Here is a 24,694-nt window from a genome sequence, read left to right as displayed (position 1 = left end):
ACGAGGGAGGGAGCGGCCCCTGATGGGGCCGCTCCCTCCGCCGTGCTCACCCGAGTTCGGTCACGCGGCGGTCCAGCCGCCGTCGATCACCAGCACCGAGCCGCTGAAGTAGGCGCCGCCGTCGCCTGCCAGCAGCACCACCGCCGGCACGATGTCCTCGACCCGCCCGTTGCGCCCCAACGGCGTGCGCGAGATCATGTCGGCCGCGTAGTCCGGATCGGCCATCAGGTGTTCGTTCATCGGCGTCTCGACGTTGCCCGGAGCGATCGCATTCACCCGGATACCGTGCGGCGCGAACTCGACGCCCCAGGTTTTCGTGAGGCCGAGAATCGCGCCCTTCGTCATCGCATAGAGGTCGGCTCCGGCGAACCCGATCAGGCCGGCGATCGACGCCATGTTGATGACCGCTCCCCCGTCGCCCTGTTTGACCATGTGACGAAGTGCGGCCTGGCCACAGAAGTAGGTCCCCTTCACGTTCGTGTTCAGCGCGTCGTCGAAGTGCGCCACTTCGACGTCCAGCGCCATACCGAGGGGGAACGAACCGGCCGAGTTCACCATCACGTCGATACGACCGAACGCCGCCGCCGCACCGTCGATCAAGTTGCTGCATTCCTCGGGGTTCGTGATGTCGGTCGGCACGAAACGGGCCTCTCCACCCCGGGCCGCGATGGCCTCGACGACCGCCTCGCCACGTTCGACGCTGCGTCCGGCCAGCGTGACACGAGCGCCTTCGGCCGCTAGCCCCTCGGCTATCGCACGACCGATCCCGGACGTTGCCCCGGTGACGACTGCGACCCTTCCAGCCAACTGCCCTTCGACCGCCACACCGAGCCTCCTATTGGATCCAAAACGAGTTATTGGATCCCAATTGTAGGTGCGAGGATCTCCGCCGGGCAAGGATCCGCACCCGGTGGCCGCTCGGTTCGGCCGCTTGGGCGCGCAGTGACCAGGGCCTAGACTGTCGAGACGCTTCCGTCTCACCCCAAGAGGATTTCGCGACGGTGGATCACCGAACGACTGCCCGTGACCGGGATCCCGACGACGGATCCGATGGCTCCATCGTCGCCCGGCTGACCGCACAACTGCGCGAAGAGATCCTCTCGGGCGCTCTCAAGCCCGGAGAACGCATCCGCCAAGAAGAGATCGGACGGCGCGCCGGGGTGAGCCGGGCTCCGGCCCGGGAGGCGTTGCGGGCGCTGTCGGGCGAAGGCCTGGTCACGCTCGCCCCGAACGTGGGCGCTCGGGTGGCCCGGTTGGAACCTGCGGAGCTGGACGAGGTGTACCTGATTCGGGAGCACCTCGAACCCGCGGCTCTGGCGCACAGCATCCCGCATCTGACGGTGAGTCAACTGGCCGCTCTGGCCGGCATGCACGCGCAGATGGGTGAGATCGCGGGGTCGGACGAACCCATGGCCGTCGGCCGATTCCTCGAAATCGATCGCGACTTCCATCTCCTGATGACGAGCGCCGGCCCGATGAAGCGGCTCCACGCGATCGTCAAGGGGATGATCGACGCCGCGCAGCCCTACCGGCGCGCGTTGCTGGTCAGCGACCCGCTCCAGGTGCTGCGCACCACGAACGAGGAGCACGGCCTCATTCTCGACGCCGTGCGAAACGGCGAAGTGCAGGACGCGGCGACGCTGCTCGAACTCCACATTCGTCGGACCAGGCACGCGCTCGAACGGGCGTCGGAGATGTCCGGCCTCGGCACCAAGCTCAACCGGTCCGGCGGCGGTACATCGTGACGACCGCGGCGCCGCCGAGGCCGATGTTGTGCTGCAGACCGACGGTCGCGCCTTCGACCTGACGCTTCTCCGCTTGTCCTCGGAGTTGCCAGGTCAGCTCGGCGCACTGGGCGAGGCCTGTCGCGCCGAGCGGGTGTCCCTTCGAGATCAGGCCCCCCGACGGGTTCACGACCCACTGGCCGCCGTAATCGACCGCGCCGTCGTCGACGAGTGCTCCGGCCTGGCCGACGCCGCACAGGTCCAGCGCCTCGTAGGTGATCAGCTCATTGGTGCTGAAGCAGTCGTGCAGTTCGATGACCTGCACGTCCTCCGGGCCGAGCCCGGACTCCTCGTACACCCTCCGCGCGGCGTCGCGGGTCATCCGGGCGCCGACGAGGCTCGCGTCGCTCCCGTCGAACGTGGACTCGGTATCGGTCGTCAACGCCTGCCCGACGATCTCGACCGCCCGGTCCCACAAGCCGTGCCGCTCGACGAACTCCTCGTTCGCCAGCACGGCGGCGGCGCCGCCGTCGGACGTCGGACAGCATTGGAGCTTGGTCAGCGGGTCGTAGACGACGGGCGCGGCGAGGATGTCGGCCAGCGAGTACTCGTCCCGGAACTGCGAATACGGATTGTGTACGGAATGGCGGTGGTTCTTCTCCGCGATCTTCGCGATCGTCTCGCGGCTGACCCCGTAGCGCTCCATGTACTCGCGCCCCGCGTTGCCGAAGATCTGCGCGGCCGCCGGCGCCTCGGTCCGTCCCCGGCGGGCCGCCATCGCGTCCAGGTGGCGGCCGGTCGGCGCCGTCCGGTCGGCCCAGTGGTCGCGCAAGCTACCGCGTTCCATCTTCTCGAAGCCGAGCGCCAGCACGCAGTCGGCCAGACCGGCCCGCACGTACTGGTGCGCCAGGTGCAGCGCGGTCGACCCGGTCGCACAGTTGTTGTTGACGTTGATCATCGGGATGCCGGTCAGCCCGACCTCGTACAGGGCCCGCTGCCCGGACGTCGAGTCCCCGTAGCAGTACGCGAGGAAGGCCTGCCGGACCGACTCGTACGGCACCCCGGCATCGCGCAGCGCATTCTGCGCTGCTTCCTTCCCGATCTCCGGGTAATCCCACCCGGGACGTCGTCCCGGCTTCTCGAACTTCGTCATTCCGACGCCGACGACGAACGATCGGTGCGACATGGCTCTTCTCTCCTTCGCCGGCGTCAGCGCCGGTCCCAGTCGACGTCCGCGTGCTCGCGATCCCACGTCTGCGGTGTGCGGCCCTCGTCGCGCAATGCGTACTTGTGGACGCGGCCGACCGGGCTCACCGGGAGCGCGGACCGGAACTCGATGTACCGGGGAAGCGCGAAATAGGGAACGCGGTCCTTCATCCACTCGAACAGGTCGCGTTCCGTGAGCCCGGCACCCGCGGCGAGCACCGCCGTGACCTTGAGATCGTCCTCCGTCAACTCCGAGGGCACCGCGTGCACCGCGACCTCCGCGAGCCCGGGGTGCACGAGCAGCACCGCCTCCATTTCCTGGCTCGAGATGTTCTCGCCGCGCCGGCGCAGGTAGTCCTTCTTCCGGTCGACGAAGAAGAAGTAGCCGTCCGCGTCGAACCGGCCGAGATCACCGGTGTGGAACCAGAGGTTCCTGGTCACGGCGGCCAGCGCCTCCGGCCGGCGCCAGTACCCGTCGAACATGACGCCGGGTCGCCGCGGACGGCAGACGACCTCTCCGACGTCGCCGACCGGCAGTTCGCGGTCGGCGTCGTCGAAGATCCGGACGTCGAAGTCGTCGGCGTTCGCCTTGCCCGAACTGCCCGGTGGGGCGGTCTCGCCGGACGCGAGCGTGGTGATCGGGAAACACTCGCCGAGCCCGTAGGTGTTGCCGCCCACCTGCTCCGCCCCGAACCGGGTCCGCCAGATCCGCTGCAGCTCAGGTGGGAACGGCGCCCCGTGGACGACGCGGATCCGGCCGTGGCAGCTCGTCATCTCGGGGGTGTCGCCCATCTGCGCGATCAGCGACCCCATCGAGCCGAGCAGATTGATCACCGTCGCGCCGGTCCTGGCGATCTCGGGCCAGAAGCCCGAGACGGAGAACCGCCCGGCGATCGCCGCCGACCCCCGCAGCAGCATCGTCCCGAGGATCGTTCCGCTCACCAGGTTGAAGTGGTAGATCGGTAACGGGCTCCAGTTGAGGTCGTCCCGGGTCCGGCCGCTCTGGACCAGGAACCCCCTGGCGGCACTGAAAACGTAGGAGTTCGAGATCACGCAGCCCTTGGACGGGCCGGTCGTCCCCCCGGTGTAGATGATCAGCGCGGTGTCCTCGGCCGACCGGTGGGCCCAGTCACCGTCACCGTCACCGGCGTCGGCCAGGTAGTCGTCCAGTGGCTCGAGGGGCACCCGCTCCAGCCGGTCACCAGCAACCGGGCCCCGGACCAGCATCCGCTCCAGGCACGGGAAGTCGCGGACGTGCTCGGCGAACCGGCCGACGAACTCGGCTTCGCACACCACGATCCGCGCCTCCGAGTCCGCCACGACGTGGGACAGGAAGCTGCCTTTGAGCGCCGTGTTGATCGGCACCCAGACGCCGCCGAGAAGATTCGTCGCGAACCACAACGCGACCGCGTCGACGTTGTTGTCGAGCATCGTCACCACGGTCTCGTCCGGCTGGACGCCGGCCTTCCGCAGGCCTTCCGCGTAACCGGTCACGCGAGTCCACAGCTCACGGTAGGTGTAGGTATCTCCTCCGAAGTCCAGGAATACCTGGTCGCCGACGTCCGCGACGCACTCCCGGAGTAGGCCGACGGCCGTGCCGCCGGCCGCCGGGCGATGCCACGTGCTGTCCACTAGTCCTCCTGTAAGACCTGCTCCGGACGCCAGGCCGGCGGGCGCCGTTCGAGGAAAGCGGCGAACCCTTCCTCCGCCTCGGTCGTGCCGATCGACTCCTCGACCGCGAGTTCGCCGACCGGACGAAGAGATGCGTGCGCCGCCCGTTTCCACGCCGCCCGCGCACGGGGCGCGGCCTGCAGCAGTTCCGACGCGACCGCCGACGCCTCGGCGTGCAGGTGCTCGTGCGGCACCACCCGCGCGACCAAGCCCATGGCCTGGGCTTCCGCCGCCCCGAACGGGCGGGACGTCAGGGCGAGTTCCTTCGCGCGGGCCAGTCCGACGACCGCGGGCAGCAGCGCCCAGCTCCACGGCGCCGCCACCCCGAGCCGCAGCTCCGGAAGCCGGAAGCGCGCCCGGTCACTCACCACGGCGACGTCGGCGAGGACCGCGAGCCACAGCCCACTGGCCTGACAGTGACCGTTGATCGCGGCCACGACCGGCACCTCACCCCGATACATCGGGCCGAACGGGAGGTCGTCGTCGGTCAGTGGCTCGCCGCCGTGCGACCCGACGTCACCACCGACCACGAAAACGTCGTCGACCCCGGTCACGACGAGGACCTGGAGCTCCGGATCCTCACCGACGTGACGGACCGCCCGGCCGAGCCCGCGGTACATCGGCATCGAGAGCGCGTTGCGCTGCGCCGGGTTGGTCACCGTGCACCAGGCGATCGCGCCGCGCCGCTCGAAACGCAGGTGAGGGGTTCCCAGGTCCATCCCTCACTGCCGGGTCGCGGGCGGTTCCGGCAGTTCCAGGCCGAAGACGCGCGCCGCGTTGGTCTGCAGAATCTTGCGCTTGACGTCGTCCGGAAGCCCGGCGAGCTGCTTGTGCGCGACCTCGATCGAGTTCGGCCAGGTCGAGTCCGTGTGCGGGTAGTCGGTCTCGATCATGACGTTGTCGACGCCGATCTGGTCGAGGGCGCCTACCCCGAACGGGTCCTCGATGAAGCAGCCGTACATGTGCCGGCGGAACAGCTCCGACGGCAGCATGTCGACGGCCAGGCCGCCGAGCTCACCCCGGTCGCCGACCGCACCCACGGTCAGGTCGCCGGCGAAGTCACCCTTGCTGGCCCAGCCCCGGTGCACCTCGACGACGTGGTCGCACCGTTCGAGCACGTACGGGATCCACCCGATGCCGCCTTCCGACAGGCACAGCTTGAGATCCGGGTACTTGGGCAGCCACGGGCTGAACAGCCAGTCGATGCAGGCCGCGGCCGTGCTGGCGACCGGGGTCAGCGCGATGATCGCGGCCATCGGCATGTCGGGCGACGTCGAGGGCAGCTGCGAGGACGAGCCGAGGTGCATGCAGATCGGCATGTTCGCGTCGACGGAGGCCGCGATCATCGGCTCCCAGAATCCGCTCGGGTCGTGGATCGACGGCAGGCCCAGCGGGTACGGGTTCTCGCTGAACGCGATCGCCCTGGCCCCCTTCGCGGCGGTGCGCTCGATCTCCGCGGCGGCCAGGGTCGCGTCCCAGAGCGGGAGGATGATCATCGGGATCAGCCGGCCGGGTGCCGTCCCGCACCATTCGTCGATCATCCAGTCGTTGTAGGCCCGGACGCAGGCCAGCCCGAGCTCCCGATCGTCGGCCTCGGTGAAGGCCTGTCCGCAGAACCGCGGGAACGACGGGAAGGACAGCGAGGCGAGCACGCCCGCCCGGTTCATGTCTTCGACGCGCGCGGCCGGGTCGTAACACCCGGGGCGCATGTCGGCGTAGGTCACCGGGAGCGGGCTGAACTCCTCCCGCTTTTTGCCCGCCGCCGCGGACAGGCCGGTCGTGGGCATCCGCTTGCCTTCGAAGACCCAGGCCTCGCCCTTGTCGTCGGTCACCATTCGCGGCCCGGCGTCGCGGAACTTGGCCGGCAACCGGTCCTGCCAGACGTGCGGCGGCTCGAGTACGTGGTCGTCGACCGAGACCAGCCAGTCGAGAGAGATGTCCATTAGTCGGTCTCCTTGCCTGTTGTCGCCGGGACACCCGTGGGGGCGGCAGGCGTGCCGATCTTGAGTTGTGCGGTGTAGGCGGCGAGCGAGGCGCGGAAGTCCGGGAGCGCGAACGTTTCGCTTTCCGCGGCGAACGCGAATTCGAGTACGCCGGCGAATGCTTTGCTCAGGTGCAGGTTGATCGCGCGTTTCGTGTCCGCGAGGGCCTGCTGCGGCTGCCGGGCGAGTCGCTCGGCGAGCTCGTAGGCGCGGGAGAGCAGTTCGTCGGGCGCTACGACGTGGTTGGCCAGCCCGAGGCGCTGCGCCGTCGCCGCGTCGATCCGATCACCGGTGAAGAGATACTCCTTGGCCTGCAGGACGCTCATCATCAGCGGCCAGGCCAGCACCCCGCCGTCGGCGGCGACGACACCGAGGCTGACGTGGGGGTCGGCCAGAAAGGCCCGCTCGCTCATGAAGACCACGTCCGCGAGGACGGCCAGGCTGCATCCCAGGCCGACGGCGGGACCGTTCACCGCCGCGACGACCGGCTTGGGAAAAGCCAGCATCTCGGTGACGATGCGCCGGGCGTCGGCCATCGACCGGTACCGGTACGACGGGTCGTCACCGACGCGCGCGAGGTAGTCGGTGTCGCCGCCGGCCGAGAACGCGCGCCCGGCGCCGGTGAGGACGACGACCCGGATGCTCTCGTCGTCGCGGAGCCGGCGCCAGACGTCCGCGAGCGCGGTGTGGAGCTCTTCGTTGACGGCGTTGAGCCGGTCGGGACGATGCATCGTCACCGTGCACACCGGCCCGTCCACGGTCACGAGCAGTACCTCGGATTCGGCCTCGCTCATTTCGTCCGCCCTTCTCGTGACTCGACCGAGTATTTGCCGTGGCCAGGCGGACGAACAGGGTCGGCTGATACCAGTACTCCGATTGCTACGTAGGATCCGCCGAGCGCGCCCGCGCCGAAAAAAGCCGGTCCGCCCGCGTCAGAGGGACTCGAGGGCGTACCGGACACCGACCGGCGCCGCGGTCCCACCGAGCAGCAGCCGCAGCCCCGTCTCGGGCAACCGCGGCTGCAACCGCGCGCCCGCGTACCCGCCCAGCAGACCGCCCGCACCGGCCAGCAACCCGAGCGTCCAGTCCGGCGCCGCGCTCACCGACGTGACCAGCGCCAGTCCCGCGTACACCAGGGCCCCGCAGACCGAGGCGGCGAACGTCGAGGCGAGCGCGGCCGGGGCCACCACCGAGACCGGCCGCCCCCGGCCGACCAGGATCGGTCCCATGATCGACCCGCCACCGATGCCGTAGATCCCGCCGACGACGCCGACCCCGAACGCGAGCAGCGCCACCCGCCGCACGGGCGCAGTGCCCGGCCGCGCCGGACGGACCGTCCGGAGACACAACCAGACGCCCAACGGCATCAACACACCGGCGGCGACCAGCCGGAACACCGTCGCGCCGGGCAGCAGGAACACCGCTCCCGAGACCCCGACCGGCGTCGTCACGATCGCGATCAGCAGCCCGGCACCGAACCCGGCCAGAGCCAGCGCCCAGCTCTCCACGAAGGGAAAACTATCCGGCCGCCGCTCGACGCGGTGTCCGCCGCCTCAGTCGGGGCCCGGACGGGTGCGGAGGGCGGCGACGCCGACCTCGTCGTCGGCGGGGGCGTCGGGGACCGCGGTGTCGAACCGCGACAGCGGCCCTCTCCGCAGGGCTGTCCCGGCGAGCACCGTGACGGCGAGCGCCACGACGACGTAGACCAGGCCGATCTCGCGGCCGGGACCGCCACCGATCACCGCACCGACGATCCTGGTGAAGCCGTCGTCGTCGGCGAGCACCCGGCGGAAACCACCGACGGCCAGGGGAGCGAGAACCGCGAAGCTCAGCGGCAGCGTCGACCAGGCGATCATCTGGTTGAGCGCGAACACCCGGCCGTGGAAGCGCTGCGGGACCTTGATCTGGACGATCGTCGTGTAGATGGCCTGGACGAGCGTCAGCGTCAGCCCTACCCCGAAGAGCCCCACCGCGATGAGCGCCACCGACGGTCGCAGACCGGCCACCAGACAGCAGGCGCCGAGTGCCAGGGTCACCAGCAGCATCCCCCGCATGCGTCGCCGGGCCGGGCCGCCCCAGACCGCGAACAGCAGTCCTCCGACGACGGCGCCCAGCGCCTGCGCGAACGCGACGCGTCCCACCTGGGTGAGTGAGCCGACGGTGAGCACCAACGGCGAGACCAGGACCAGCGCCGGTCCCAGCACGATGTTGATCAAGGCGGAGAAGATCAGCGTGGCTCGCAGTGCCGGCGTGCCCCACGAGTAGCGCCACCCGGCGGTGACCTCGACGAGCAACGGTTCTCGCCGCCGGAAGGCCATCGTGCTGGGGAACCGTACGACTGCCAGCATCCCCAGCGCCGCCGCGTAGCTGATCACGTCGACCAGCAGGATGCCGCCCAGCCCGATCGTCGCCAGCGCCCCGGCGGCGACCAGCGGCACCAGCAGCGTGGCGACGCCGGTGGTCAGCTGGGCGAGGCCGTTCGCGTTGCCGAGGAGCGGCTTGGGCACGAGCTGGGGAACGGCTGAGGTGAACGCCAACCGCTGGAACGTCAGCGCCGACGCGACGAGCGCCACGCCGACGTAGAGGTGCCACGGCTGCAATCGGTCCGATGCGTAGAGAACCGCCAGCGCGGCCTGGCCGCCGCCGGCCACGATGCCGCTGATCGCCATCACCGTCCGGCGGCTGGTGCGATCGACGATGGCCCCGGCCACCGGGCCGATCAGCAGGACGGGCAGCAGCCCGGTGACGGCGAAGAGCGTGAACTGCCCGAGGGAGCCGGTCCGGAGGTAGATCCAGATCGGCACGGCCCAGGCGGTCAGCGCCGATCCCGTCATCGAGACGATCTGGCCCGTCGCCACCGCGGCGAATCGTCGCATCGACGGCCGCACGGTCCGGTCAGCGGCGGCCTCCGGCGGAGGGCCGGCGCGGTGGACCTCGTGGAGCCACCACGGTCGGCCGGGCCTGGCCTCGGCGGTGAGAGCACCGACCTCGCCGTCGGCCACCGCCGGGCCGACGCGGGTCAGGATCTCCGCGAGGTCGTCCGCCCGGAACTTGAGGAAGAAGTGTCCGGCCTCGGCCAGCATCACCAGCGCACTGGTCGAGGTGAGGAAACCCCACTCCCGGTACCGCTCCTCGTAGTAGAGCGTCGACGGGTCGCGCTCACCCGCCACCGAGACCACCGGTGCACGCAAGCGCGGGACCTCGCGGGCGAGCAGGTCGCTGAAGTACGCCTCGGCCTGCCGGCTGTCGGCGCGCATGTTACCCACGATCCGGTCGGCCTGCTCCGGGTCGAGCTCGTCGAGGTCGACGCCGCCCGACTTCAGCCAGATCGCGTGGAGCCGGTCGCTCACCCGTCGTTCCCACCAGGCCTGCAAGCGGCTGATCGGTCCGTCGCCCCGGGCGAACGGGAAGATCGCGCCCACGTAGACGGTGTCCAGCACGCGTCCAGCGGCTTCCAGGCGGCGAGCCACCTCGACGACCAACGCGCCACCGACACCGCAGTGTCCGTAGAGCACCAGCGGGCCTTCCACCCGTTCGAGGACTTCGTCGACCGTGCGCCGGGCCAGCTCGTCGAAGGGCAGCGGCTGCTCGTCCAGACCCACGTCGTGACCGGGGATGGCCAGCGCGAACACCCGGTGGCCGGCCGGGAGTGCGTCCGCCAGTGGTTGGTAGACCGCGGCGCTGCCGCCGCCGTACGGAAGGCAGACGTAACTGCGGGCCGGGCTCGGCGCCGGCGGCGTCAGCTCGTGCAGCAACGGACGAGGACCGCTGCGGTCCGCCGCGAGGCCGCGGACCGTCCGGTGGGTGAAGACGTCCATCACGCCGACCGAGTGTCCGGTGCCGGCCAGCTCTTTGCGGAGCCGGGCGACGACCTGGACGGCAAGCAGCGAGTGGCCGCCCAGATCGAAGAAGTCGTCCAGCGCCCCGACCCGATCCCGTCCGAGCACCTCGGCCCAGACCTTCGCGATCGTCGTCTCGACGCCTGGCCGAGGCTCGACGTAGCCGCGCCCGGGCGTGTGTTCGGGGCCGGGTGCGGGCAGTGCGGCCAGTGCGGCCCGGTCGAGCTTCCCGTTCGGGTTCAGCGGGAGCGCGTCGAGTCCGACGATCGAGGTCGGCACCATGAAGTCGGGAAGTGCCTGTCGCAGCGCCTCGCGCACGGCGGCCGGATCGTCGGGTTCGGGCGTGAGGTACGCGACGAGGCGCTGGTCGCCGGGGGTGTCCTCGCGGACGAGGACGGCGGCGCCGGTGACCCCGGGCTGCTCACGCAGGCGGGCCTCGATCTCGCCGAGCTCCACCCGCTGACCGCGCAGCTTCACCTGCGTGTCAACGCGACCGCGGAACTCGAGCAGCCCGTCGCCGGTCCAGCGGGCCCGGTCGCCGGTGCGGTACAGCCGTGCGCCCGGAGGCCCGAACGGGTCGGGCACGAAGCGCTCGGCGGTCAGTTCCGGGCGGCGCCAGTAGCCGAGCCCGACGGGGAGTCCTCCGACGCAGAGCTCACCGGTCACCCCGATGGGTACCGGCGCGAGCCCGGCGTCCAGGACGTAGAGCCGGGCGTTCGCTATCGGCCGGCCGATCGGCGCCGGGACGCCGTCCGGCAGCGGTCCGTACGGCCAGACGCTGACGTCGACGGCGGCTTCCGCCGGTCCGTAGAAATTGTGCAGCGTGCATCCGGGCAGGCGGTCGACCAGCCGGGCGGCGGCGTCGGCGGGCAGGCTCTCGCCGCCGCACATCACCTGCCGGAGGTCCCGGCACCGTTCGATGCCGGGCTCGGCCACGAAGTGAGTGAGCATCGAGGGCACGAAGTGGGCGGTGGTGACCCGTTCGGCGGCGATGACGTCACGGAGGTAGGCCGGGTCCTGGTGGCCTCCGGGCCGGGCGATCACCAGTCGGGCGCCGACGGACAGCGGCCAGAACACTTCCCAGACCGCGACGTCGAAGCCGAGCGGCGTCTTGTGCAGCACCGCGTCCGCGGCGGTCAGCGGATGTCGTTCCTGGAGGTCCCGGAGGCGGTTGCAGATCGCGGCGTGCGTGTTGAGCGCACCTTTCGGACGCCCGGTCGACCCGGAGGTGTACAGCAGGTACGCCGCCTCGTTCCCACCCGACGGCGCGGCGATCTCGACCGGCGCATCCGCGAGAACGTCGTCGAGCAGCAGCACGTCCGCTGTCGTGCCGGTCAACAGGTCCGTCCACCGGCGCTGCGTGAGCAGCACGGTGGCGCCACTGTCGGCCAGGAGGTAGGCGAGGCGCCCGGCCGGGTGGTCGGGGTCGAGCGGCACGTACACCGCGCCCGTCCGGGTGACGCCGAGCAGCGCGGCGATCAGGTCGGGGCCGCGTTCGGCGAGGACGCCCACCAGGGTCTCGCCGTCGACCCCCCTGGCCCGGAGCGAGTGGGCGACCCGTTCGGCCTGCTGGTCGAGTTCGGAGTACGTGAGCGTGCCGTGCTCGCCGCTCACCGCCGGTGCGTCCGGCGTGCGGAGGATCTGCGCGGACACCAGTCCGGCGAGCGTCTCACCCTCCGATCGCGGTCGGTCGGTCGCGTTCCAGTCGTCGAGCAGGAGGGTCCGCTCGTCGGATGGGAGCAGACCGAGCGTCCGGATCGCGGTCCCGGGTGTTTCGACGATCGAGCGCAGCAGTTCGGAGAAGCGCCGCGCCCACCGCTGCCCGGTCGCGGGAGCGAACAGGTCGTCGTCGTGGACGAACGTGCACTGCAGTTCGCCGTCGACGACGACTGCCTGCAGCTCGACCTCGTAGCGGGCCGAGGCGACGTCCAGCGGATGCCAGTCCGCGGCGTGCGACAGCTGGAAGTTGTGCAGCGCGAAGCTGGTCTGGAACACCGGGGCGCGGTCCCCGCGCGGGGAGCCGAGATCGCTGACCACCTGTCCGAAGGGCAGCTCCTGGTGGGCCAGGGCATCAAGCACGCTGCGGCGGGTGCGCGCGAGTAGTTCGATGAACGACGGATCGCCGGTGAGGTCGGCGCGCAGCGCGAGCATGTTCACGAACATGCCGACGAGCGGCTCGGTCTCCGGGCGGGTGCGACCGGCGACCGGCGACCCGACCGCGAAGTCGTCCTGACCGGAGTGCCGCGCGAGGAGCACCTGGTACGCCGCGAGCAGGGTCATGAACAGGGTCGCGCCGTGGGCGGCTCCGAGCGCGGTCAGCCGTGCGGTCAGCTCGGCGTCGACGCTGAGGCGGTGGGTGCTGCCGACCCCGTGCGAGACGCGGCGGGGCCGGTCGGCCGGAAGGTCCAGCGGCGGCACGTCCGCCAGGCGCTGCCGCCAGTAGCGGCGGTGCCCCGCCAGGTCGCCGGCCGACTCCTCGCGCTGCCACCGGGCGTAGTCGCCGTAACCGATCGGCAGCGCCGCCAGAGTGTCCCCCCGGCACAGCGCGAGCAACTCCCCCACCAGCGTGTCCGCCGACCAGCCGTCGAGCACCAGGTGGTGGGCGGCCAGCACGAGCAGTCCGGAGGAGGCCACCAGCAGGGCCCGGACGGGTGGCCCCGCGGCGAGATCGAAACCCCGGGTGACCTCGGAGCGCAGGTCTCCTTCGGCGACGTCCTCGATCAGCAGCGACGCCGACGCCGAGACCACCGCCCGCGGAATTCCGTCTTCACCGGCGGGGAACGCGGTACGCAGGCTCTCGTGCCTGGCGACCAGCGCGTCGAGCGCGTGCTGGAGTACCTCCCGGTCGACCGGCCCCTCCAGCCGGATGGCGACCGGCGTCAGGTAGGCGGGCGTGCCCGGCGAGTACTGCTCCATGAACCAGACCTGCTCCTGCGCGAACGACAGCGGCGGCTGCACGCCGGTCGGGCGGGGCGCGATCCGGGTCGTGGCCGGACGGCGGGCCAGCCGGCGGCGAAGCAGTGCCTGGTGGGCCGGGGTGAGGTCGGGCCCGGCGGTCACGGCTGACCGCCCTGCTCGGCGAGCAGGTGCTCGGCTTCCGCCACGGAGAGCCCGGCGATCGCGTCGGTCAGCATCGCCTCGACGGCCCGTGCCAGCTCGGCCACGGTCTCGTGGGTGAAGACGAGTTCGATCGGGACCTCGAGCTCCAGAAGATCGGAGAGGCGCGCGACGATCCGGGCGGCCAGCAGGGAGTGGCCGCCGAGCGCGAAGAAATCGTCGTCGGCGGAGATCTGGTCCGCGCCGAGCACCTCGGCCCAGACCTCCGCGATCAGTTCCTCGGCCGGCGTGGCGGGCGGACGGCCGCCCGCCGCCACCGGGGCGGGCAGCGCCGCGACGTCGATCTTGCCGCTGGTGGTGCGGGGCAGCGCGTCCAGCGACAGGATCGCGGTCGGCAGGAGATGGCGTGGGAGCGCCCGGGCCAGGGCGTCCGGATCGGGTGGTCCGCCGACGACGTAGGCGACGAGAGCCCCGTCCCGCATCCGGACCAGCGCCTGCGCCGCACCCGCGGCGCGTAGTGCTGCTTCGATCTCGCCGGGCTCGATGCGGATGCCTCGCACTTTCAGCTGGGCGTCGAGACGGCCGAGGAACTCGAGCTCCCCGTCGGGCCGCCACCGGACCAGGTCTCCGGTGCGGTACCGGCGGGCGCCGGGCCGGCCGTCCGGATCGGGCCCGAACCGCTCCGCGGTGCGGGCCGGGGCCGCGACGTAGCCGCGGGCCACCGAGTCACCGCCGATCAGCAGCTCACCGGGGGACCCGATCGGCACCGGGCGTCCGGACCGGTCGAGCACTCGCAGGCGAGCACCGGGGATCGGGCGTCCGATCGGGACAGCGCCGGCGTGCTCGTGGTCGGGCGGGCAGGTGTGGGCGGTGACGCCGACGGTGGTTTCGGTCGGGCCGTAGATGTTGTGCAACGGCACGGGTAGCTGCTCGGCCAGCGCTCGACGCAGATCGCCCGTGAGCTGCTCGCCGCCGCACACGACCTGCCGCACCGACGTGCACCGCTCCAGGCCGCCGGTCGCGATCAGCTCGGCCAGTACGGTGGGGACCGTCGGAAGCAACGTCACCGCGTGCTCGACGGCCAGATCGATCAGCCCGCGGGGATCTACCGGGCCCGGGGCCACGACGATCGTGCCGCCGGTGGCCAGCACCGGGAACAGCTCGTTGACCGCGGCGTCGAACGTGGGAGCGGTGGCCGCGAGAACCCGGTCGCCGGGCCCGAGCTCGCAACGCCGCGCGAACCAGCGCACGTAGCCGGCGAGGGAGCCGTGCTCGATCGCCACGCCTTTCGGCGGCCCGCTGGACCCGGAGGTGTGCAGGACGTACGCGAGGTCCCCGGCGGCAGCCCGCGGGCGTTCGGCGCGCGGCGCCGGTTCGTCCGCGTCGATCCCGACGACCGTCCGGCCGGTAGCGACGGCGCGGTCCGCGACGACGACCAGGTCGGCACCGGCGTCACCGAGGAGAAGTTCGACGCGGTCCGCCGGCTGATCCGGGTCGATCGGCAGGTAGGCGGCGCCGGCCAGCACGACTCCCAGCACCGCGATCACGTACTCCGCCGAGCGGGGCACCGCGACCGCGACCACCCGGCCCGGCGCCGCCCCCAGCGCGGCCAGCCGGTCGGCGAGTCGTTCGGCCCGCTCGACGAGTTCCCGGTAGGTGAGGACGGTGCTTCCGGCCCGTACGGCGACCGCGTCGGGTGACCGCTGGGCCTGTGCCAGCACCCGGTCGAGGACCAGCTCCGCGCCGGCCGCCTCGGCGCCGGTCCCCCAGTCGACGACGGTGGCCGACTCGACGTCGCTCAGGAGCGGCAGCTCCGACACCCGCGTGGCGGGGACGCGGCCGGCGGCGTCGAGAATTCGCAGGTAGCGGTCGACGAGGGCCTGCGCGGTCGCCTCGTCGAACAGCGCTTTCCGGTACTCCAACCGACCTTCGGAGCCGGAGATCTCGAGTACCAACTCGTCGCGGGCCGTCCCGTAGCCCCGCTGCCGTGGGGTGTCGCGCAGGAAGTTGAAGCCGAACTGGGGCAGCGGCGCGCCGGGCTGGTCCAGTATCGACACCACCTGCTGGAACGGGACGTCGCCGTGCTCGATCGCCTGCAGCGTGGCCTCGGCGATCCGGCGGGCGAGCGTCTCGAAGGTCGGGTCGTCAGCGGTGTCGATCCGGAGCAGCACCGTGTTGACGAACATCCCGATCAACGCCGCGACCTGCGGTTCGTCCCGGCCGGCCAGCGGTACACCGACCACCACGTCGGGGTCGCCGCCGAGCCGTGCGAGCAGCGCGACGTAGCCGGCGAACAGCACCGCGAACTCGGTGACCCGCCAGCGCCGAGCCAGCGTGGCCACCCGCTCGGCCACCTCGGTGGGGAGCGTGAACAGGATGTCGCCGCCGGCGTCGTCCTGGTTCAGCGTCCGGGGCCGGTCGGTCGGGAGCGCCGGCACGGGCGGCAGATCGGCCAGGCGCCGCCGCCAGTAGGCGAGTTGGCGGTCCACCCGGTCGGGCGTGAGGTGTTTCTCCCTCTGCCAGACGGCCCAGTCCGCGTACTGGATCGGCAACGCGGGCAGGTTCGGCGCACGCTCCTCCCGTCGGGCCACGCAGAGCTCGGTCAGCTCGGCCGCGAGTTGGTACCAGGACCGGCCGTCGCAGATCGTGTGGTGCGCCACGAAGCCCAGCACCCACTCGTCGTCGGCGAATCGCAGGAGCCGAGCCCGCCAGAGTGGAGCCCGGGCGAGGTCGAACGGTTCCGCGGCGTCGGCGGCGCAGACCGCGTGGACGCGCTCCGCGGGGGAACCCGAGCCGGTACGGAGATCCATGACCGGCGCGGCGACGTCGACCTCGGCGTGCACGACCTGCTCCAGGACGCCACCGGCGAGCCGGAACGAGGTCCGGAGCGACTCGTGCCTGGCGACCACCGCTGCCAGCGCGGCCAGCGCCCCGTCCGCGTCGACGCCGGGCGGGAGCGGCACCGGCAGGCCGACCGCGAACGCGCCGGAGCCGGGCCGGGCCCGGTCGGCCAGCCAGACGCGTTCCTGAGCGTACGACGCCGGGAAGGTCCACATCACTGCGTCCTCCCGGCGCGGGGAAGCGCGGTGATCGGCGCTGCTGGTGGCGGCTCTGCCGGGGAGGCCGCGCGGAGCCGGTCGACCTCGGCGGCGATGCCGGCCACCGTCGGGGCGTCGAACAGGGCCCGCATCGGTACCCGCTGGCCGGTGACCGTGCGGATCCCCCCGAGCAACTGGACCGCGACCAGCGAGTTGCCGCCGGTGGCGAAGAAGTCGTCGTGGATGCCGACCCGGTCGAGGCCGAGCGCTTCCTGCCAGAGTCCGCAGAGCGCCGTTTCGAGCTCGGTGGTCGGTGGGGCGTAGTCGGAGTCGAGGACCCGCTCGGGGCGGTCGTCGGCCGCACTGCCGGTGAGATCGCGTTCGAGCGTGCGCTGGGTGAGCGCGCGGGCCCCCGCCAGCGTGACGTCGATCGGCTGCACGGTCACGGTCAGCTGCGGACCCAGGTCGGCTTCCACCAGCCGGCGCAGCGCCTCGACCCCGTCGGCCGGGGCGATTCCGGCGGCACCCGGGGACACCGCAACGGGCGCGAGCCGGGCCGCGGCGGTCGCGGTGCGCATGGCGTCCGGATCGACGGCACGCAACACCAACTCGGTGATCGCGACGAGTTCCCGGCCCTCGTCGTCGACGATCGTCACGTCGGCGACCAGGATCTTCGGATTGCGGGTGTCGCGGTAGCGCAGGTGGCTCCAGCACTGCGCGGTCAGCGGCGCACGTACCACCATCCGGCCGTAGCCCAGCGGCAGGAAGTGACCTTCGGAGCGGCCGGCCGCGAACGAGAGTGCCTCGTCCAACAGGGCGGGGTGCAGCGGCCACTGCTCCAGTTCGTCGGCGACGAGTGCGGGCGCCTCCAACCGGGCCAGCTCCTCGTCGCCGCCGACCGTGATCTGTCGAAGGCAGTTCCAGCGCGGTCCGAACCGGAACAGCCCGCTGTGCGAGAACGTGAGCATGCGGCGCGGCGCCGGCTGCGCGCACCGCGCTCGGATCGCCGCCAGGTCGTGGATCGGGGCTTGCCCCGGCCCGCTGGTCCGGATCACGGTGCCGCGCGCGTGAACCTGGTCGTGGCCACTCGACCGGCTGCTCAGCTGGAAGTCGACGTCGTCGGTGCCCTCGACGAACGCCACCCGGAGCTCCGCCTGCCCGTCGTCGTCCACCGTCAGCGGTTCGGTCAGGGTGACGTCCGTCAGCTCGACGATTCCTGCGGGGTAGGCCGCGCGGGCGGCCGCGACGAGGGCGGAGAGGTGCGCCGTACCCGGCAGCACCGGCCGGCCGTCCAGTCGGTGTTCGTCGAGCACCCAGTGGGTGCGCGGCCCGATCGTCCCGGTGCACCAGGCGGTGTCGCTGCCGGGTGCCCGATGGACGGTGCTCAGCAGCGGGTCGGCGATCGATGCGGTGACCACACCGCGCTGCAGGGCCCGGAACGCGCTCGGTGCGGCCACCTCCGCCGCCATCCCGACCTCCAGCCAACTGCCCCAGTCGACCGAGATCACGCGGCCGGCGAAAGCGGTCCCTGCCTGCGCGATCGCGTCCAGGAACGCATTGGCCGCGCAGTAGTCCACCTGCCCGAAACCGCCGGCCACTCCGGTGACCGACGCGCACAGCACCACCGCGTCCAGCGGCAGGTCGCCGAAGGCGCGGGACAGGGCGAGCGTGCCGAACACCTTCGGCGCCAGCACCGCTTCGGCCTGACCGCGCTCCTTGACCTCCGCCATCCCGCCGCCCGCGACGCCTGCGGCGTGCACGATCGCGTCGAGCCGCCCGAACGCCGTGAACACCGCGCTGCGCACGGACGCCAGGTCGTCCGGATCGGTGACGTCGGCCGCCAGTACCAGCACCTCCGCGCCCGCACCCTCGATCCGGCGGATCGCCGCGATGGCCCGCCCGATCCGGTCGCTCGCGCCGTGGACGGCGAGGTGAGCGTCCCAGGCGGCGCGCTCCGGCAGCGGCGTCCGCGAAAGCAGGACCGGCCGGATGCCGTCGCGCACGGCAAGCTGCTCGGCGATCGTGATCCCGATCCCGCCCAGGCCGCCGGTGACCAGGCAGACCGAGCCGGGCTGCAAGAACCGGCCGGGCCGTACGGCCGGAACCGGTACGTGCTCCCAGCCGCGTATCCAGCGCCGGCCGCCCCGCAACGCCACCGCCGGGGCGTCGTGCGGCGCGCGGATTTCTGCCGCCACCGCCTCGACGGCGGAGTCCCGTCGGGGCGCGTCGATCAGCCGGGCCGTCAGCCAGGGCAACTCGAGCGGCAGGACCAGCGCGGCGGCGGCGAGCGTGGCGTGCTCCGGTGACGACACGTCGTCGCCGACGACGGCCTGGGTGCCGGTGGTGACGACATCCAGGTGGATCGGGTGCTCCGGCTGGGCGGCGGCCAAGGCCTGGGCCAGGCTCAGGACGCCGTAGAACCCGACGTCGAACGCGGCCCGGACCGCCGCCGGGTCGGCCGCGGCGGGTTCGGCGCCCCACGCGGCCGCGTACACGATGCGTCCGGGCAGCGTGCTTCCCGGAGAGAGACGACGCAGGGCCTCGTCCGGCGTCACCACCTCCGGGCCTTGGCTCCCCGGTGTCCGCAGCCGGTGCGCCAGCAGTTCCACGTCGGACCCTTCACCGATGATCAGCGTCGCTGCCTCCGGCGACGTGGGTGCCGGGGCCGGCGGGAGCTGTCGCCAGGTGGGGACCGCGAACCACTCCTCGATTCCTCGTGGGCCGCTCGGGGCCGGCGCCGGCGCCGGCTCCTCGGCGGTCGTCGGCTCGACCCAGTAACGGCGGCGTTCGTACGGGTACGTGGGCAGCGGGATCCGGCGGGCCGGCGCGTGCCCACCCGCCGCGGTCTGCGCCGCGCCACGTATCCAGAGCTCGCCGGCGGCGGCCAGCAGCGTCGCGTGATCGTCGCCGGTGCTCTCTCGGCCGCCATCGGTACCGCGGTGGCCGGCAGCGGGCAGGCTGGCCACCGGCGGCACCGGCGCGACCTGGCGGGCGAGGGCCGCGAGTTGGCCGCCGGGACCCACTTCGAGCAGCGTCCAGTCGCCCTGGGCCAGCAGAGCGGCGAGGTTGTCGCCGAATCGGACCGTGCCCCGCAGGTGGTCGACCCAGTAGTCCGGGCTGGTCACGGCCTCGGGGTCGGCCCACCCACCGGTGAGGTTGGACAGCAGCGGCCGTTCCGGCCGGTTCCGGACCACGCCGGCCACCGCCGAGCGGAACTCCTCCAGAACCGGCTCCATCAGCGGCGAGTGGAACGCGTGCGAGGTACGCAGCCGAGCATGGGCGACGCCACGTTCGGCCAGTGTGGCGGCGTAGCCCGACACGTCGTCGACCCGACCGGCCACGACGCAGCTTTCCGGTCCGTTCACCGCCGCCACCGCCAGGCCGGCCGGCAGCTCCGCGCGGAGCACGGCCTCGTCGAGCCGGAGCGAGAGCATCGCGCCCGGCGGCGCGGCCTGCATCAGGGCACCGCGCCGCGTCACCAGCGTCAGCGCGTCCGACAGCGAGAACACGCCGGCGAGCGTGGCCGCCACGTACTCGCCGATGCTGTGCCCGAGCATCGCGGCCGGTTCCACACCGTGCTCGGCCCACCACCGGGCCAGCGCGTACTCCACCGTGAACAGCGCGGGCTGGGCGAGCGCGGTCGCGGTGAGCCGGTCGTCGGCGCCGTCCGGATCGGCCAGCAGCAGATCACGCAGGTCGAGGCCGAGTGGCCCGCGCAGGAACTCGCTGCACTCGTCGATGACCGCCGCGTAGGCGGGCTCGGCACGGTAAACGCCCGCACCCATCCCTGGGTACTGGGAGCCCTGCCCGGAGAACAGGAATGCCACCCGGCCCGGTTGCCGAGGCGCGGCGCCGGAGCGCCAGCGTCGCGGGTCGGCCAGGCCGGCCTTGGCGTCGGCCAGGTTCCGGGCCACCAGGTACCCCCGGTGCGCGTGGGTCCGGCGGCCGTGTTCGAGAGTGGACGCGACGTCGCCGAGCTCGAGTTCGGGGTGCCCCTCGAGGTGCTGGTGCAGCCGTTCCACGGCCGTGCCGAGGGCGCCGGCGGACCGCGCGCTCAGCCGGATCAGCCGGGTGCGCGGCTGGTTCCGTGCGGGCGCCGTCGTCGGAGCTTCCTCGAGCACGAGGTGCGCGTTCGTTCCGCCGACGCCGAACGAGCTGACGCCGGCCCGGCGGCGCCCGCTCGCCGGGCGGGTCCAGGGCGAGAGAGCCGCGTTGACGTAGAACGGCCCGGTCGCGAAGTCGATCTTGGGATGCGGGGTCTCGTAGTGCAGGCTCGGCGGGATCTTCTCGTGCTGGAACGCGAGCACGGTCTTGATCAGCCCGACCACGCCGGAGGCGGCGCTCAGGTGCCCGATGTTCGTCTTCACCGAGCCCAGGGCGCACCACTGCGTCGGACCATCCGTGGTTCCGGTGCTGAACGCGCTGCTCAGCGCCGCTACCTCGATGGGGTCGCCGAGCGCGGTAGCGGTGCCGTGCGCCTCGACGTAGCTGACCGTGCGCGGGTCGACCCCGCCGAGCCCCAGGGCCTCACGGATCACGGCGGTCTGGCCGCTGACGCTGGGCGCCGTGAACCCGAGTTTGTCGGCACCGTCGTTGTTTATCGCGTTCCCGAGGATGACGGCCCGGACGGTGTCGCCGTCGGCGATCGCGGCCGAGAGACGCTTGAGTACGACGATCCCGCCCCCGCTACCCCAGAGCGTGCCGCCGGACCGGGCGTCGAAGGCGCGGCAGTGTCCGTCGGGGGACATGATGCCGCCTTCGGCGTGCACGTAGCCCCAGCCGTGCGGGACGTCGATGGCGGTTGCTCCGGCCAGCGCCATGTCGCATTCGGCGTTGCGGAGGGCTTCGCACGCGAGGTGGACGGCGACCAGCGAGGTCGAGCAGGCGGTCTGCACGCTGACGCTCGGCCCGCGCAGATCGAGCCGGAAGGAGGTGAACGTCGACAGGTAGCTGGCGTGGTTGGCGGTGGCGACCGCGAAGCCGCCGGCGCTGCCGTAGACGGCCGGGTTCCGGCGGATGTTGCGCCACTGGTACTCGTCGGGTCCGCTGCCGCCGTAGACGCCGATGTCACCGGGGTAGCGGCTCGGGTCGTAGCCGGCGTCTTCCAGCGCGGTATGGGCGAGCTCCAGGAAGAGGCGCTGCTGCGGGTCACGGAGCTCGGCCTCGCGGGGCGTCATCCCGAACAACCCGGCGTCGAGCAGCCCCGGATCGTCGAGTGCGGCCGCGGCCGGCACGAACCCCGGGTCGTCCAGACGGGACCGCGGAACACCGAGCGCGGCCTGCTCCTCGCGGCTGTAGAAGCGGATCGACTCGACGCCGCCGGCCAGGTTTTCCCAGAAAGTCGCGAGGTCGGGGGCGCCCGGAACGGTCACCGACATCCCGACGATCGCTATCGGTTCCACGGGCGGGGCGGGTAGCTGCGCGGTAGTCAACGGATCTCCTGAGCCAGATCAGCAGGGGCCGGACGGCGGAGCGCCGCGCGGTGGGGTGGATTGCGCCGGGCGGCGGCGCGCTGGGCGGCACGGCCGCGCGGTTCGGTGCCTGCTACGCCGTCGAGGTAGCGGGCCAGGGAGCGGAGCGTGGGGTAGCTGAACAGATCGACCAGCGTCAGCTCGCCATCGACCGCGGGCGCGAGCCGGGCGTGCACAGCGACCAGCGAGAGCGAGTGGCCGCCGAGGGCGAAGAAGCTGTCGTCCGGGCCGATCCGAGGGACGCCCAGGACCTCCCGCCAGACCCTGGCCACGAGGCGTTCGGTCTCACTTCGGCTGCTGTCGGGTTCCGGCCGGCCGGCCCGCGCCGGATCGGATAGCGCCGGGTCGGGTAGCGCGGCCCGGTCGACCTTGCCGGCCGGTGTCAGCGGCAGACGGGGCAGGGCGGTGAGCGTCGCGGGTACGGCGTGGCCCGGGAGCCGGTCGGCGAGCAGGTCATGGAGCTGTGCGTACGAGGTCTGCCCGCCGTCCTCCCCCCACTGGACGTAGGCCGCCAGCGCCAGTTCGCCGCTGGCATCGGTTCCGGCGGCGACGACGGCGTCGACCACCTCCGGGTGTGCGCGCAGCACGGCCTCGACCTCGCCGAGCTCGACGCGGTGCCCGCGGATCTTGACCTGGTGATCGAGTCGGCCGGCCAGGGTGACGGAACCGTCCGGGTTGTACCGGCCCAGGTCGCCGGTGCGGTAGACCCGGTCGGCCGGATCGGCGCGGAACGGATTCGGGCCGAACGCATCGGCCCGCGCCGCACCGGGCACATAGCCGTCGGCCAGATTGTGGCTGCGGATCAGCACTTCGCCCACGACACCGACGCCGGCCTGCTCGCCCTGGTCGTCCACGACGAGAAGCTGGCTACCTTCCACTCCGTGGAGCGCCGCGAGTGCCCCGTAGGCGTGGAGCTGCGGGGTCTCGGTGGTGCCGTAGCCGTCGACGATCTCGGCGGCCGGGGCGAGCTCGCGCAGGGCGTCGAAATCGGCGCTTCTCGATTTGTCGCCGGCGACCACGATCAGGCGCAGCCGCGGCATCCGCCGCCCGGAACGCGCCAGCACCCGAGCCAGCTGCGGTGTCAGGTGCGCGATCGTGACCCGCGCCTCGTCGAGGCGGCCGAGCAGCCGGTCGGGGTCCCGGAGCAGGTCCTGTTCCGGGACGTACACGCGCCCGCCGACCGACAGCGGCACGAACAGGTCCCGCAGCAAGGCATCGTGGACGAGCCCTGACAGGACGGCGCCGGTGTCCTCGGGACCCAACTCGAACCGAGCCGCGTACCAGGCGAGAAAGGACGCCAGCGGACGCTCGCGGGTGCTGATCAGCGCCGGCTCGCCGGTCGTGCCCGACGTGGCCATGAGATAACCGCGCCGGTCGGCCCGCGCGACCCGGTCGTTCTGCGCGCCCCCGTCATGCTGCCGCTGCGTGAGAACCTCCGGGCCGACGCGGGGCAGGCTGCCGAGCGCGGCGGGTAGCGCGGGTAGCACCGCCCCCGGGCACAGCAGCACCGCCCGGGCGTCAGCGGCGGCCGCGAAGCGGGCGACCCGCTCGGGCGGGTGGCCCGGGTCGAGCAGTAACCACCGGGCGCCGAGCCCGAGAACGCCGAGCAGCGCGCCGGGCAACGCGGTCGTCCGACTGGTCAGGATCGCGACCGTCTGTCCGGCCTCGACTCCGGCGGCTTCCAGCGCGGCCCCGGTCCGGGCCCGCGCCCGGTCGAGCTCCGCGTAGGTGTAGGTGCCGCCCACTCCCTCGACGGCGACCGCGTCGGGCCGGACATCGACGTGTCGGCGGATCGCCTCCAGCACTCCCGGCACGCCGTGGCGAGGCGGGCGGAGTGGAGCCGTTGGATCAGGTAAGCGGGAAAAACTTGTGGCGTTGTTCGGTGACGGATTAATGACAGCGCGAAAAGGCTGGCGCATCGGACCCCCGAGTGATTCCGATTTCTGCAAGCCGTTCCGACGTTAGCTGCGGACTCCAAACCGGAGCTCGATTGAACTCAGGTGCGATTCGCGCCATCCGATCCTACTTGGGTACTTGAACTCTCAAACAACTATTTTCTCCGTTTTACGCTCAGGTGACCGATCGATTTCGGCACGCCGAAAATAGGTTTGACGTCGGGCCGACGACGTGCTTCCAACCGCCGTCCACGCTGCTCAACCGCCCCTCGGCGAGGGGTGCGGTTACTCGGTGGCCGGTGGAATCGGAATTCGTCGCGACTCGATTACGCGTGCTGAATAGCGCTGGTTTCTGGCGGCGTCGAAATTGCGAGAGCGGAGGGATCGTTCATTTCGGCCAACGACGATTCGCGAATTCTCCGCGATCCGGAATGGCCGCCATCCATTCCGTCGGTCCAGTCAAAACCGCAGGTAGGACCAGGGCCGGGTGCCGTTCGGGCAGTTCGCGTGACCCCCAAATCCGGAGCCGGAGGTAGTTGACATGACACTGAACCAAATCGGGTTCGAGAGTCCGCCGTCCGGTGCGGCTCGCCGTTCCCGGATCGGACCCCGCGACACGGCGAGACCTCGGGCCCGAGACGGATGGTGCCGCGTATCTGCCTGCTCACGTCGCGGTGGGTCGACCCGGCTGCGCGGACGGCGGCCCGGGGCCGCGGCGGCCCGGATCGTGGACGTCGACGGCGAGCCGGTACGCGTCGCCGGCGCCGGAGACAGTGGCCCGGGCGGCGCCAAGTCTGACGCAATCGCCTAG

Annotated in this window: 12 protein-coding genes; 1 reads left to right on the top strand and 11 read right to left on the bottom strand. The window is 72.0% G+C overall.

The window, feature by feature from the left end:
* Positions 1-60: 60 nt before the first annotated feature.
* Positions 61-897 (bottom strand): SDR family NAD(P)-dependent oxidoreductase, encoded by an 837-nt coding sequence (locus ACIBZJ_RS34500; protein ID WP_395937245.1) that lies wholly within the window; start codon positions 895-897, stop codon positions 61-63.
* A 104-nt stretch (positions 898-1,001) separates the two neighbouring features.
* On the opposite strand from ACIBZJ_RS34500, the gene ACIBZJ_RS34495 reads away from it, so the two are divergent.
* Positions 1,002-1,745: a GntR family transcriptional regulator gene (locus ACIBZJ_RS34495; protein WP_395937243.1), complete on the top strand. Its 744-nt coding sequence runs from the start codon at positions 1,002-1,004 to the stop codon at positions 1,743-1,745.
* Here the strand turns inward: ACIBZJ_RS34495 and ACIBZJ_RS34490 are convergent.
* The 10 genes from ACIBZJ_RS34490 to ACIBZJ_RS34445 all read right to left on the bottom strand — a co-directional run bounded on the left by ACIBZJ_RS34490 (position 1,717) and on the right by ACIBZJ_RS34445 (position 23,802).
* Positions 1,717-2,910 (bottom strand): lipid-transfer protein, encoded by a 1,194-nt coding sequence (locus ACIBZJ_RS34490; RefSeq protein WP_395937241.1) that lies wholly within the window; start codon positions 2,908-2,910, stop codon positions 1,717-1,719. The genes ACIBZJ_RS34495 and ACIBZJ_RS34490 overlap by 29 nt on opposite strands.
* A 23-nt stretch (positions 2,911-2,933) precedes the next feature.
* Positions 2,934-4,562 (bottom strand): AMP-binding protein, encoded by a 1,629-nt coding sequence (locus ACIBZJ_RS34485; protein ID WP_395937239.1) that lies wholly within the window; start codon positions 4,560-4,562, stop codon positions 2,934-2,936.
* Positions 4,562-5,320: an enoyl-CoA hydratase/isomerase family protein gene (locus ACIBZJ_RS34480; RefSeq protein WP_395937237.1), complete on the bottom strand. Its 759-nt coding sequence runs from the start codon at positions 5,318-5,320 to the stop codon at positions 4,562-4,564. The genes ACIBZJ_RS34485 and ACIBZJ_RS34480 overlap by 1 nt, the downstream gene beginning before the upstream one ends.
* A 3-nt stretch (positions 5,321-5,323) precedes the next feature.
* Entirely contained in the window at positions 5,324-6,544 is a 1,221-nt protein-coding gene (locus tag ACIBZJ_RS34475) for an amidohydrolase family protein (protein WP_395937235.1), read from the bottom strand.
* A complete protein-coding gene (locus ACIBZJ_RS34470) occupies positions 6,544-7,377 on the bottom strand; it encodes an enoyl-CoA hydratase/isomerase family protein (RefSeq protein WP_395937233.1) in 834 nt (277 codons plus the stop codon). The genes ACIBZJ_RS34475 and ACIBZJ_RS34470 overlap by 1 nt, the downstream gene beginning before the upstream one ends.
* A gap of 138 nt (positions 7,378-7,515) precedes the next feature.
* Complete coding sequence (locus tag ACIBZJ_RS34465) at positions 7,516-8,091, bottom strand: TSUP family transporter (RefSeq protein WP_395937231.1); 576 nt, start codon at positions 8,089-8,091, stop codon at positions 7,516-7,518.
* Positions 8,092-8,136: 45 nt separating this feature from the next.
* Complete coding sequence (locus ACIBZJ_RS34460; RefSeq protein ID WP_395937229.1) at positions 8,137-13,482, bottom strand: amino acid adenylation domain-containing protein; 5,346 nt, start codon at positions 13,480-13,482, stop codon at positions 8,137-8,139.
* A complete protein-coding gene (locus ACIBZJ_RS34455) occupies positions 13,479-16,535 on the bottom strand; it encodes an amino acid adenylation domain-containing protein (protein WP_395937227.1) in 3,057 nt (1,018 codons plus the stop codon). Before ACIBZJ_RS34455 ends, ACIBZJ_RS34460 begins: the two co-directional genes overlap by 4 nt.
* The gene (locus ACIBZJ_RS34450) at positions 16,535-21,919 is read right to left on the bottom strand and encodes an SDR family NAD(P)-dependent oxidoreductase (protein WP_395937225.1); all 5,385 of its coding nucleotides are present in this window, start codon (positions 21,917-21,919) and stop codon (positions 16,535-16,537) included. Before ACIBZJ_RS34450 ends, ACIBZJ_RS34455 begins: the two co-directional genes overlap by 1 nt.
* A gap of 26 nt (positions 21,920-21,945) precedes the next feature.
* Positions 21,946-23,802, bottom strand: a complete 1,857-nt coding sequence (locus ACIBZJ_RS34445) for an AMP-binding protein (protein WP_395937223.1) — start codon at positions 23,800-23,802, stop codon at positions 21,946-21,948.
* Positions 23,803-24,694 lie beyond the last annotated feature (892 nt).

Origin of the sequence: Cryptosporangium sp. NPDC051539 (assembly GCF_044454545.1) — a bacterium.
In the GTDB taxonomy this organism is placed as follows: Bacteria; Actinomycetota; Actinomycetes; order Mycobacteriales; family Cryptosporangiaceae; genus Cryptosporangium.
Note: the sequence above shows the minus strand (reverse complement) of the source record. Positions and strands in the feature narration are given on the sequence as shown.

Coding starts and splice junctions, on each gene's coding strand:
- ACIBZJ_RS34490 (WP_395937241.1), bottom strand. CDS start 2,910: ATGTCGCACCGATCGTTCGTCGTCGGCGTCGGAATGACGAAGTTCGAG.
- ACIBZJ_RS34480 (WP_395937237.1), bottom strand. CDS start 5,320: ATGGACCTGGGAACCCCTCACCTGCGTTTCGAGCGGCGCGGCGCGATC.
- ACIBZJ_RS34475 (WP_395937235.1), bottom strand. CDS start 6,544: ATGGACATCTCTCTCGACTGGCTGGTCTCGGTCGACGACCACGTACTC.
- ACIBZJ_RS34470 (WP_395937233.1), bottom strand. CDS start 7,377: ATGAGCGAGGCCGAATCCGAGGTACTGCTCGTGACCGTGGACGGGCCG.
- ACIBZJ_RS34455 (WP_395937227.1), bottom strand. CDS start 16,535: ATGTGGACCTTCCCGGCGTCGTACGCTCAGGAACGCGTCTGGCTGGCC.